At 75.5% G+C, this 10,433-nt stretch carries 12 protein-coding genes and 1 pseudogene; 6 read left to right on the plus strand and 7 right to left on the minus strand.

Going from position 1 to position 10,433, the window contains the following annotated elements; translation table 11 throughout:
* Positions 1 to 50: 50 nt before the first annotated feature.
* Entirely contained in the window at positions 51 to 791 is a 741-nt protein-coding gene (locus ABZS66_RS57545) for an arginase family protein (RefSeq protein ID WP_354772803.1), read from the minus strand.
* Positions 792 to 872: 81 nt separating this feature from the next.
* On the opposite strand from ABZS66_RS57545, the gene ABZS66_RS57550 reads away from it, so the two are divergent.
* A complete protein-coding gene (locus tag ABZS66_RS57550; RefSeq protein ID WP_354772805.1) occupies positions 873 to 2,060 on the plus strand; it encodes a hypothetical protein in 1,188 nt (395 codons plus the stop codon).
* Here the strand turns inward: ABZS66_RS57550 and ABZS66_RS57555 are convergent.
* Positions 2,051 to 2,476 (minus strand): nucleoside deaminase, encoded by a 426-nt coding sequence (locus ABZS66_RS57555; RefSeq protein WP_354772807.1) that lies wholly within the window; start codon positions 2,474 to 2,476, stop codon positions 2,051 to 2,053. The two genes, ABZS66_RS57550 and ABZS66_RS57555, sit on opposite strands and share 10 nt — an antisense overlap.
* Positions 2,473 to 3,375, minus strand: coding sequence for a PhzF family phenazine biosynthesis protein (locus ABZS66_RS57560; RefSeq protein WP_354772809.1), 903 nt, complete (start codon positions 3,373 to 3,375; stop codon positions 2,473 to 2,475). The genes ABZS66_RS57555 and ABZS66_RS57560 overlap by 4 nt, the downstream gene beginning before the upstream one ends.
* 93 nt (positions 3,376 to 3,468) lie before the next feature.
* Here ABZS66_RS57560 and ABZS66_RS57565 point away from each other — a divergent pair, with 93 nt between their 5' ends.
* Entirely contained in the window at positions 3,469 to 3,906 is a 438-nt protein-coding gene (locus ABZS66_RS57565; protein WP_354772811.1) for an Lrp/AsnC family transcriptional regulator, read from the plus strand.
* Positions 3,907 to 3,912: 6 nt separating this feature from the next.
* On the opposite strand, the gene ABZS66_RS57570 is transcribed toward ABZS66_RS57565, so the two are convergent.
* A complete protein-coding gene (locus ABZS66_RS57570; protein ID WP_354772813.1) occupies positions 3,913 to 4,452 on the minus strand; it encodes a helix-turn-helix domain-containing protein in 540 nt (179 codons plus the stop codon).
* Positions 4,453 to 4,540: 88 nt separating this feature from the next.
* On the opposite strand from ABZS66_RS57570, the gene ABZS66_RS57575 reads away from it, so the two are divergent.
* The gene (locus ABZS66_RS57575) at positions 4,541 to 5,461 is read left to right on the plus strand and encodes an SDR family NAD(P)-dependent oxidoreductase (RefSeq protein ID WP_354772815.1); all 921 of its coding nucleotides are present in this window, start codon (positions 4,541 to 4,543) and stop codon (positions 5,459 to 5,461) included.
* A 10-nt stretch (positions 5,462 to 5,471) separates the two neighbouring features.
* Positions 5,472 to 6,518: a DUF5937 family protein gene (locus ABZS66_RS57580; RefSeq protein ID WP_354772817.1), complete on the plus strand. Its 1,047-nt coding sequence runs from the start codon at positions 5,472 to 5,474 to the stop codon at positions 6,516 to 6,518.
* A 17-nt stretch (positions 6,519 to 6,535) separates the two neighbouring features.
* On the opposite strand, the gene ABZS66_RS57585 is transcribed toward ABZS66_RS57580, so the two are convergent.
* Together ABZS66_RS57585 and ABZS66_RS57590 are read right to left on the minus strand one after the other, a co-directional pair.
* On the minus strand, positions 6,536 to 7,444 hold the full coding sequence (locus ABZS66_RS57585) for a tetratricopeptide repeat protein (protein WP_354772819.1): 909 nt from the start codon (positions 7,442 to 7,444) through the stop codon (positions 6,536 to 6,538).
* A 76-nt stretch (positions 7,445 to 7,520) separates the two neighbouring features.
* Positions 7,521 to 8,291: a hypothetical protein gene (locus ABZS66_RS57590; protein WP_354772821.1), complete on the minus strand. Its 771-nt coding sequence runs from the start codon at positions 8,289 to 8,291 to the stop codon at positions 7,521 to 7,523.
* 253 nt (positions 8,292 to 8,544) lie between these two features.
* On the opposite strand from ABZS66_RS57590, the gene ABZS66_RS57595 reads away from it, so the two are divergent.
* Positions 8,545 to 9,075 carry a GNAT family N-acetyltransferase gene (locus tag ABZS66_RS57595; RefSeq protein ID WP_354772823.1) on the plus strand — a complete coding sequence of 177 codons (531 nt, stop codon included), beginning with the start codon at positions 8,545 to 8,547 and terminating at the stop codon, positions 9,073 to 9,075.
* Positions 9,076 to 9,078: 3 nt separating this feature from the next.
* On the opposite strand, the gene ABZS66_RS57600 is transcribed toward ABZS66_RS57595, so the two are convergent.
* Positions 9,079 to 10,092 carry a saccharopine dehydrogenase NADP-binding domain-containing protein gene (locus ABZS66_RS57600; protein ID WP_354772825.1) on the minus strand — a complete coding sequence of 338 codons (1,014 nt, stop codon included), beginning with the start codon at positions 10,090 to 10,092 and terminating at the stop codon, positions 9,079 to 9,081.
* Positions 10,093 to 10,163: 71 nt separating this feature from the next.
* Between ABZS66_RS57600 and ABZS66_RS57605 the strand changes: the two are divergent.
* Positions 10,164 to 10,433: pseudogene (locus tag ABZS66_RS57605) on the plus strand (AraC family transcriptional regulator); the annotation flags it as partial.

The raw sequence follows: 10,433 nt of genomic DNA on the forward strand, positions 1-10,433 counted from the left end.
AGACGAAATCTGGACTCCGCCTCGCTCCGACCCCAGTTATGAAACAGGCCTTAGAACCGCGCCAGCAGGCGGGAGCGGGTGTCGGCGTCGGGGCCGGTCGCGGGCCACCAGGGGCAGGCGATGTCGAGGGCCACCACGCGGCCCGTCGCCAGCAGGCGCTCGCAGGCGGCCAGGACGGCGCCGGTCGACGGGCCGCCGGGGACCGGGAAGCGCAGGCCGGGCAGCTCGGCCGCGTCGATCACGTCCACGTCGACGTGCACGACCAGCGGGCCCGGCGGGACCGTGTCCGCCGACACCGAGGCGACCGGGATGCGGGGGGTCGGGCTGGACGCCAGGTACTCCTCCTCGGCCGGGTCCAGGTCCCGCGCGTCGACCAGCACCGATCGCCCGGGCGCCACCGGGCGCAGGCCGAAGCGGTCGGCGTACAGGTCGGGGTGGGCGCCGTTGAGCAGCCGCAGGGCCATGCCGCCGAGGTACCCCGACGTGCTCGACTCCAGCGTGTGCACGTCACCGTGGGCGTCGAACCACACCACGGCCGGGTCGCTGCCGGCGCGCTGCACGCCGGCGACGGTCGCGCCGGCCACGAGGCAGTCGCCGGAGAACACCACCGGCACGCGCCCGGCCGCGACGACCGGGGCCACCACCGCCGCCACCGACTCGAACAGCCTGGACAGCCGCTGCCAGCGGTCGCCGTCGGGGAACTCGGGGTGCACGGTGATGTCCGCCGCCACCGGGATCGAGCCGTCGGCGAGGCGTTCGTCCTGGTGGTACGGCACGAGAATGATCGTCACGCGCCCAGCCTAGCCAGGCTCCCGCGCCGCCTCGGGGTCGCCCGCGCCGGCGGCCTGCCCACAAGGGCTACCGTACCGACCATGTACGTGCTGCGCCGGGTCGTCGCGATCGTGCTGGCGCTGGTGGCGGCGGTGGGCGGGCTGCGGCTGGTCGTGCCCGCCACGACCGGCGTGGACCGGCAGCTCGCGTTCCTGCGTGCGGCCCTCGACGACGGCGCCGCCGACGAGGCGCAGGGCCAGTTCCCCGAGGGCTTCTTCTTCCTGCACGTCCTGTACGGGCTGACGTGGGTCGAGCTCGGCCGCCGCGAGCCGGGGACGTTCCGCGCGACGGCGCTGCGCGAGGCCAACTGGGCGCTCCAGCGGCTCGACTCGGAGGCCGGCCGGGCGCCGTTCAGCGCGGCCCTGACGCCGGGGTACGGCGTCTTCTACCGGGGCTGGACCAACTGGCTGCGCGGCGGCGTGGTCGGCCTGGACCGCGACCCGGCAGCGGTACGGCGCTTCGAGGAGGACTCCGCCGCCCTGGCCGCCGCCTTCGACGCGGCGCCGACGCCGTACCTGACGGCCTACCCGGGCCAGGCCTGGCCCGTCGACTCGACCGTGGCGGTCGCGTCGCTGCGGCTGCACGACGCGCTCCTGCCGCCACGGTACGGCGGGACCGTCCAGCGCTGGCTCGGCGGCGTGCGGGACCGGCTCGACCCGCGCACCGGCCTCATGCCGCACCGCGTGGACCCGGCCACGGGCGAGCCGGTCGAGGTCGCCCGCGGCACGTCGCAGAGCGTCATCCACCGCTTCCTGCCGGACATCGACCCGGCGTTCGCCCGCGAGCAGTATCTGCGCTTCCGCGACCGCTTCGTGGTGTCGCCGCTCGCCCTCGGCCCGGCCGTCCGCGAGTTTCCCGAGGGCGTCGACGGTACCGCGGACGTCGACTCCGGCCCGCTCCTGCTCGGCGTGAGCCTGTCGGCGACGGTCGTGACGATCGGCGCCGCGCGGGTCAACCACGACACCGCCCTGGCGGCGGCGCTGGCGAACTACGGCGAGCTCGCGGGCGCGCCGGTCGACACGCCGTGGAGCAAGCGGTACGCGCTCGGCCTCGCGCCGATCGGCGACGCCTTCCTGGCCTGGTCGAGGTCGGCCCGTCCGTGGGTGGCGCCGGAGCCGGCGGCGCCGCCGTCCGCGGTGTCGCCGTGGTGGCGGGCGCCGCTGCTGGCGGTCCTGCTCGTGCTGGGCGGCGCGCCGTGGCTGCTGGTCCGGCGCCGCCGTCAGGTGTAGTACCCCGCGACGGCGGCGCGGGCCGCCTCGAACAGCTCCGGCCCGTGCTGCGGCACGCGCGGGAAGCCACCGGACGGCTTGAGCGCGTCGAGCTGCTCGGCCGACAGGGCGTAGACCACGCGGCCGAGGCCGGAGCGGTCGACGGCGCCGGTGCACATGCCGCACGGCTGGCAGCTGGTGTACATCGTGGTGCCGGCGGCGTCCGCGGCGCTCAGGTGCCGGGCGGCCCAGCGGGCCAGCTTCAGCTCCGGGTGGGCGGTGATGTCGCCGTCGGACAGCACGGTGTTGTGCTCCTCGGCGAGCACCGTGCCGGCCGCGTCGGCGAGCAGCGACCCGAACGGCGCGTCGCCGCCCGCCCGGGACCGCACCGCCAGCTCGATCGCCCGGCGCAGGAACGCCTCCTCCGCGGGGGTCATGCCGCCACCTCCGGCACGAGCATGGTGCCCTCCGCGACGACCAGGCCGGAGCCGCTGATGCGCACCTGCGACCCGTCGACGGTCACCTCGATCGTGCTCGGCCGGCCCATCCGGTGGCCCTGCTCGATGACGACCCGGCCCTTCGGTTCGACGACGCCGTCGGCGACGAGCAGCGCGGCCAGCGGGCCGGCCGCGGTACCGGTGGCCGGGTCCTCCCAGATGCCCATCGCCGGGTTGAAGAACCGCGCGTGGGCCGTGGCGGCGGGGTCGACCGTGTCGTGGGTGTAGACGTAGCAGCCCTCGCCGTCGACCGCCCGCAGTGCGGCCGTGAGGCGGGCCGCGTCGGGTGCGGCCCGGTCGACGGCGGCCCGGTCGCGGACCGGCACCAGCAGGTGACCGGCCCCGGTCGACACCACCCGGGCGTCCCGGCCGGCCAGCAGGTCGTCCGGGTGCAGGCCGAGCGCGTCCGCGAGACCGGCGCGGTCGGCGACGACGGCGCCGAACACCGGCGCCGACTGCTCCATCGTGACGACCGCCGGCCGGCCGGGCGGGCGCCGCACGTGCACCGGCAGCACGTCGTCGCCGATGTGCTGGACGAAGGTACCCTCCTCGGCGTCGAGCCGTCCGGACCCCGCGAGCCACAGCCAGGCGCCGAGCGCGTTGTGGCCGGCGCCGAAGACCTCCGCGCCCGACGGCGTGAAGGAGCGCAGCCGGTACGTCGTGCCGGCCCGCACGGGCCGCTGGACGAAGGTGGTCTCGGACTGGTTGAACTCGCGGGCGAGGGCCCGCATCTGCTCGTCCGCGAGGCCGTCGGCGTCGGTCACCAGCGTGAGCGGCGCACCGGTGAGGGGCGCCGAGGCGAAGACGTCGACGTAGGCGAATGCTCTGGATTCGGTCACGCCTACGACGCTACGGGCGCCGCGCGCCGGGCAGGAGTCCGTTCCTGCGGTATCACGCGCGGGTTACCGCAGGTTTTGCGGTACTGTGCCGCGATGACCGCACTCGACGAGGTGGACCGGCTGCTGCTCGCCGAGCTGCAGCGCGACGCCCGGGCGTCCCTGACCGCCCTGGCCGGCGCGATCCACCTCGGCGTGTCCGCCACCCGGGCCCGGCTGCGCAGCCTGGAGGAGCGCGGGGTCGTCACGGGGTACACCGCCCGCGTCGACCCCGGCGCGTGCGGGCTGCCGCTGCGGGCGGTCGTGCGGATGAAGGTCCACGGCGCGCTCTACGACAAGGTCGCGGCGGTGCTGGCCCGCGAGCCGCAGATCGTGCGGTGCGTGCGGGTCACCGGCGAGGCCTGTTACGTCGCCGAGGTGCTCGCGGCCGACATGCCCGACCTGGCCCGCATCACGTCGGAGCTGGCCCGGGTCGGCTCGATCACCACCGATCTGGTGTACGAGGTCGTGGTCGACCGCGGCATTCCCGCCTAGGAACCGCTAGGCGGCGACGCCGAGCAGCACCAGGTCGATGAGGCGGCTGGCCAGCTCCCGCTGACGCTCCTCGCCGGCGATCATCGTGATCCCGCCGAGGGCCATCAGCAGGTCGTTGGGGTCGAGGCCGGCGCGGACCTCGCCCGCCTCGGCGCCGGCCGCGAGCAGCGTGGCGATGGCGGACCGGAGCCGGTCGCGGGTGTGCTGGCGGTCGTCCTCGGAGACCAGGACCGGCCGCAGCACGTCGGCCATCCCGTGCTTGGCCGCCATGAAGTCGACGAAGCGCTCCATCCAGGCCCGCAGCGCCGCCGCCGGGGGCGCGCCCGCCAGCAGGTCGCCGGCCGCCTCGCACAGGCGGTCCACCTCGTGCTGGTACACCGCCTCGACCAGGGCCTCCCGGGTCGGGAAGCGCCGGTAGAGCGTGCCGATGCCCACGCCGGCCTCCCGGGCGACCGCCTTGAGCGACGCCTGGGCTCCGTCGCGGGCGAACGCCTCGGCGGCGACGGCGAGCAGCCGTTCGTGGTTGCTGCGGGCGTCGGCGCGCACGGGTGCCTCCAGTGGCTAAACGGACCGAGGTCCGGTTATGCTCGACTGAGCGGACCGCGGTCCGTTTAGTCTACCGAAGGGAACGACCATGCTGTTCGGAGCCACCACCACCACCGCCGCCGAGGTGCTCGCGGGCGTCGACCTGACCGGCCGGCGCGTCATCGTGACGGGCGCGTCGTCCGGCCTCGGCGTCGCGACCGCCCGTGCCCTGGCCGGCGCCGGGGCGCAGGTGACGCTCGCCGTGCGCGACGTCGCCGCCGGGGAGCAGGTGGCGGCCGGCCTGCCCGGCGTGACCCGGGTCGCGCCGCTCGACCTCGCCGACCTGCGCTCGGTCGCCGCGTTCGTCGCCGCCTGGTCCGGCCCGCTGCACGCACTCGTCAACAACGCCGGGATCATGGCCACCCCGCTGCGGCGCACGCCCGAGGGCCGGGAGCTGCAGTTCGCGGTCAACCACCTCGGGCACTTCGCGCTGGCCACCGGCCTGCACCCGGCGCTCGCGGCGGCCGGCAGCGCGCGGGTCGTGGCCGTCAGCTCGGTCGGGCACGTCAACGCCGGCGTCGACCTCGACGACGTCGACTTCCGCCGCCGCCCGTACGACCCGTGGCTCGCCTACGGCCAGTCGAAGACGGCGAACATCCTCTTCGCCGTCGAGGCGGCCCGCCGGTGGGCGGCCGACGGCATCACCGCCAACGCGCTGAACCCGGGCCGGATCACCGAGACCCGGCTCGGCCGGCACGTCGGCGACATCGCCGCGGCGCCGGCCTCGTTCGACCCCGCCAGCACCGACGTGTCGTGGAAGGACGTCGAGCAGGGCGCGGCGACCTCGGTCCTGCTGGCCGGTTCGCCGCTCGTCGCGGGCGTCACCGGGCGGTACTTCGAGGACTGCCAGGAGGCCGGCCCGCACCGCCCCGGCGTGCGCCGCGGCGTGGCGGCCTACGCGCTGGACCCCGAGGCGGCCGCGCGGCTCTGGGACCTGTCCGCCGAGCTGACCGGCGCACGCCGGAGGTAGCCTGCGATACATGGCGGTCGTCGTCCTCGTCGAAGGGGTCGGCGCCGACCGGTGCACGGTCGCGGTGGCGCCGCTCGCCGAGCTGGCCGCCTGCCTGCACGTGCTCACCCACCACGACCACCACCCCGAGCACGCGGCGTGGGTGCGGCGGCTGCTGGGCGACGCCCCGGCCGAGCTCCACGCCGGCCTGCGCCGCTTCGCTCCACTGTGGACGGCGCTGCGGTGGCGCGGCTTCTACCCGGGGCTCGACGCCGCCGGCACCGACCGCGCGATCGAGGTCACCGCGCACGCGTGCGTGAGCGGGTACCACGGCTTCGACTTCGGCCGGCTGCGTCACGACCCGGCCCAGGCCGGCCTGCTGCGCCGCACGGCCGCCCGCCTGCCCGAGCCGCACCTGCGGCTGGCCGAGGACCTGCTCGCCGACCCGGACCGGCTGCACGCGGACATCGCGGCCTTCGTCGGCCTCGCCCGGCGGGTCTTCTTCGACGAGCTGTGGGCCGGGGTCGAGCCGGTGCTGACCCGGGCCGCGGTCCGGCTGCGCCGCCGCCTCGCCGACGCCGGGGCGGCCGAGGCGCTCGTGTCGCTCGACCCGTCGAGCGCCCGGCTGGTCACCGCGGCCACCGGCCCGGCCCGGGTCGTGTTCGACAAGGTGCACCACGCCGTGCTCAGCCCGGCCCGCACGGGCCTGCTGCTCGTGCCCACCCGGTACGGCGCGCCGCACCTGCTGGTGAAGAACGAGCCCGGCCTCCAGCCGGTCGTGCACTTCCCGGTCGACCCGCCCGACGTCGGCGTCACGCTGGTCCGCAACCGGCTGCTCGCGCTCACCGACCCGCACCGGGTGCGGCTCTGCCGGCTGATCGCACGGCAGTCGATGACGCCGGCCGACCTGGCCGACCGGCTGGCCATGACCCGTCCGCAGGTGTCCCGGCATCTGCGGGTGCTGCGGGAGCTCGGCCTCGTGCGGGTCGAACGCAACGCCCGCCAGGTGTACTACCGCCTCGACCTCGGCGCCGTCAGCCGCATCGGCGGCGACCTCGCCACGGCGCTGCAGCACTGACGCGCCCTCATCGTGCCTCAGGGTCGCGGGCGGCGCAGGCCGAGCTGGTCCAGCCAGCCGTCGACCGGGTATCCCAGGTCGTCGGCCACCCCGAACCAGCGGGCCGCCGCCGCGGGGTCCTCGTCGACGCCGTCAGCCGTCAGGTACATGACGCCGAGCGTCGCCGCGGCGCGCGGGTTGCCGCCCCGCGCGGAGCGCTCGTAGTACGCCACCGCGAGCGCACTGTCCTGCGGGAAGCCGTTGCCGGTCGCGTGCCCGGCCGCGACGTTGTACAGCGCCCGCGGCTGGCCCAGCTCGGCCGCGCGCAGCAGCCAGTCGTGGGCGACCGCGTCGTCGGGCGCGACGCCGTCGCCGGTGGCGTACAGCACGTACAGCTCGAAGGTGGCGTCGGCGTTGCCCTGCGCGGCGGCGCGCTCGTGGTGCCCGGCGGCCGCGGCCGGGTCGCCGAGCCACTGCTGCACCAGGCCGTACTGGTACTCGGCGCGGTGGTCGGTGCCGAGGTACGGCCGCAGGAAGTCGGCGGCCTGCTCCTGCGCCTCGGGGGAGGCCTCCCGGGCGGCCCGCGCGAACAGCAGCGCCCCGTCCCGGTCGCCCAGCGCGGCGGCCTCGGCGAAGCAGCGCAGCGCGCCCGCGTCGTCCGGGAACGAGAAGCGCGACGGCCACTCGGCCGGATCGAGCAGATGCCCGTGCAGGCCCAGGTAGCAGCGGCCGAGCGTGATCCACGCCTGCGGACGCCCGGCCCGGCCGGCCGTGCTCAGCCCGACGACCACGACCCGGGCGGCGTCCAGCGGCAGGATGCCGATCATCAGGTCGCCGCGCTCGATGCGGCGGGCCAGCTCGGCGCACGCCTCCTCGACCAGGTCGAGGTCCTGCTCCGTGCCGGCCAGCGCGATCAGCGCCGCCCCGTCAGCCTCGTCGAACGTCACCGCCGCAGGCTACCGCGACGGCGTGCATCCGGCTGGTTACCCGGTGCCGCGGGGGCGGCACCGGGTCCGACCGTGATCAGCTGAACATCTCGTACATCGCGTCGGGGGCGGGGATCGCGCCCGACGGGGCGGAGACGGGCAGCACCGAGCCGAAGCCGGCGAACGTCAGCGAGATCGCCAGGTCCGGGTCGATCGACGCGCCGTCGATGACGAACGAGGTCAGCCGGCCCTTGTCGTCGGTGGTGGCGGTGAACGGGAGCTTCCTGGCCTTGTCGCCGGCCTTGTCCAGCACCTTGTCGCTCGGCGTCAGCACGCTGTCGGTGGTGGTGATGTCCACGGTACCGCTGAAGTGCGTCGCGTCGGCGCGCTCCACGTCGGCGAGGCCGTCCTTGAACAGGTCGGTGATGCCCAGGTCGGGCGTGCCGGTCTCGTCGATCGGCAGCGAGGCCGAGTCGCCGAGCTTGGTCTTGTCCAGGCGCATCCAGGTGCCCGGCTTCAGGCCCCACAGCTCGTTGAGCTCGGCGCCGAAGTCGGCCTTGACCCACAGGTCCGGGGCGATGGCCGTGAACTCCATCGAGACCTGGAGGTCCTCCGCCTGGCCGCGCATCTCCATCGTGGCGGCCTTGGCGGCGTGGTCGGTCCGGCCGCTGCCGGTCGACGTGCCGGCCTTGAGCTCGAAGTTGTGCGAGGTACCGTCGAGCGCCTTCACGGCCGACCGGAGCGCCTCGATCGGCGGCTGCGGGCTGGCGATCTCCTGCGCCTGCGCGGTGGTGGTGAACTCGGCGTCGCAGGCGGTCAGGCCGCCGGCGGCGAGGACGAGCGTGAGCAGAACGGTTATGTGTTTCATCGGTGTATGTCCTCCCAATCAGGGCGCGCCCCCGATCGGGAGGCGCAACCGTTACGGAAGGTACGGAAGCGGCGGCCCGAAAACTGTCGCCGACCGGCCGCTGTGACGTACGACGGCCTGTCGGAAACAGGATCACCGCATCTCGCCGGGCTCCTCGGCCACGATCGCGGCCTCGACCAGTGCCTCCACTGTGTTCATCGGAGCAGCCCGTCGGCGGGCGGCAGCAGCTGGGTCATGGTGACATCATGACCGCATGCTGGACCTGCGGTTCGTCCCCGCCACCGCCGACGACGTCCCGGAGGTCCTCGCCGTCCTCGACCGCGCGGCGGCGCGGCTGGCCGCCGCCGGGATCCGGCAGTGGCCGGAGCGGTTCGCGGCCGAGTGGGTCACCCCGGCGGTCGAGCGGGGCGAGACCTGGCTGGTCCGGGCCGACGGGCGCACGGCCGGCACTGTGACCCTGGACTGGGACGATCCGCTGTGGAGCGACCACCCGGGACCGGCCGGCTATCTGCACCGGATGGCCGTGGAGCGCTGGGCCGCCGGCGCCGGCGTGTCCGTCCTCGGCTGGGCGGCCCGCCAGGCCCGCACCCGCGGCGCCGCGGCGCTGCGCCTGGACTGCGTGGCCGGCAACCGCCGCCTGCGCGCCTACTACGAGGCCGCCGGCTTCGCCCACCGCGGCGACGTCGAGGTCGGCGGCGCCCCCGGCCAGCGCTCGACCATCGGCGACCGCACGCTGGTCAGCCGCTACGAGCTGACGGTGTCACCGCCGGGTCGTGGCCAGTAGTCGCTACAGGTCGATCACACCCGCGATCCCGAGCGTCGCGAGAAAGTCCGGTGCGTCGAACGTCGCGCCCGCGGACGCGACGCCCACCGTGCGGGTGCGGCCGGTCAGGACGCGGTCGACCGCCTCCACGGCGAGCGGGGCGCTGACGGCGTAGATGTCCTGGCCGCTCGCGGCCGCCCGGCGCTGCTCGGCGCCGCGGTGCACGACGACGTCGACGACGAACGACTGCGCGGAGCGGCCGCTCGGGTCGGCCGCGACCGGGGCCGGGGTGTCCGGGGCGACCACGTCGCGGGCCGCCTCGACGGTCATGTACGAGCGCACCTCGGCCACCGGCAGGTGGCTGGGCACGGTGACGATGTCGGCCATCGAGAACCCGGCGACGACGTCACGCTCGCCGGCCGGGAAGGACCAGCGCGCGGTCGACGGGGCCTCGTCGTGGTACTCCAGCCGGCCGCCGGCGTAGCGGACCCGCCGGCCGCCGCGCCGCTGCCGGGAGACGTCGCCGGACAGCCGGGTGCCCGCGGTCGGGTGCCAGCTGTCCAGGCCGTACGCCACGTCCACCCGGTCCGCCGCGGTCCAGTCGCCCATCGCCGCGGTGGCCAGCAGGTCGCCGAGCCCGCCGTAGAAGGCCATCGCCGGCACGACCGCGACGCCGGCCGCCTTCGCCCGGTCGGCGTACAGCTCGAACGTGTCGGCGTTGGCCTCGATCTCCGCGGCGACATCGACGTACGGGATGCCCGCGCGCAGCGCCGCCTCGATCACCGGGCCGGCGGTGGCGGCGAACGGCCCCGCGGAGTTGACCACCGCGACCGACCCGGCGAGCGCGCGGTCGAGCGCCGCGGGGTCGTCGACGGCGGCCGGCCGGACCTCGTGCGGCCCGGCCATCGCGGCGAGCTTCTGCGGGTCCCGGCCCGACAGCACCGGGACGTAGCCGCGTTCCCGCAGGGCCGCCACGACGAAGCGGCCGGTGTGTCCATACGCGCCGTAGACGGTCACGTTCCTGTTCGAAAGCTCCACCAGGACATCGTGGCGACCGCCCGGCCCGAGGTGTGAGTGGCGGAAACGACGTGGTCCGTACAATTTCGGACGTGCATACGGTCGCGATCGCCGTCGCCGACGGGATCCTCAACTTCGAGCTCTCCCTGGCCTGCGAGATCTTCGGCTCGGGGGACCGCTACGAGCTCCTCGTCTGCGGGTCGGCGCCGGTCCGGGCCGACGGACGGTTCCTGCTCGAGCCCGACGACGGGCTCGACCGGCTCGCACGGGCGGACACCGTGATCGTCCCCGGCTGGGCCGAGCTGGACGCCGACCCGCCGGCCGACCTCGTCGCCGCCGTCCGCGCCGCGCACGAGGCCGGC

Source organism: Dactylosporangium sp. NPDC005572 (assembly GCF_040605515.1).
Taxonomy (GTDB): Bacteria; Actinomycetota; Actinomycetes; order Mycobacteriales; family Micromonosporaceae; genus Dactylosporangium.

Excerpts from the sequence above, each read along its gene's own strand:
- ABZS66_RS57550 (WP_354772805.1), top strand. The coding sequence starts at position 873 with ATGTACGTGCTGCGCCGGGTCGTCGCGATCGTGCTGGCGCTGGTGGCG.
- ABZS66_RS57590 (WP_354772821.1), bottom strand. The coding sequence starts at position 8,291 with ATGAAACACATAACCGTTCTGCTCACGCTCGTCCTCGCCGCCGGCGGC.
- ABZS66_RS57575 (WP_354772815.1), top strand. The coding sequence starts at position 4,541 with ATGCTGTTCGGAGCCACCACCACCACCGCCGCCGAGGTGCTCGCGGGC.
- ABZS66_RS57565 (WP_354772811.1), top strand. The coding sequence starts at position 3,469 with ATGACCGCACTCGACGAGGTGGACCGGCTGCTGCTCGCCGAGCTGCAG.
- ABZS66_RS57555 (WP_354772807.1), bottom strand. The coding sequence starts at position 2,476 with ATGACCCCCGCGGAGGAGGCGTTCCTGCGCCGGGCGATCGAGCTGGCG.
- ABZS66_RS57595 (WP_354772823.1), top strand. The coding sequence starts at position 8,545 with ATGCTGGACCTGCGGTTCGTCCCCGCCACCGCCGACGACGTCCCGGAG.
- ABZS66_RS57580 (WP_354772817.1), top strand. The coding sequence starts at position 5,472 with ATGGCGGTCGTCGTCCTCGTCGAAGGGGTCGGCGCCGACCGGTGCACG.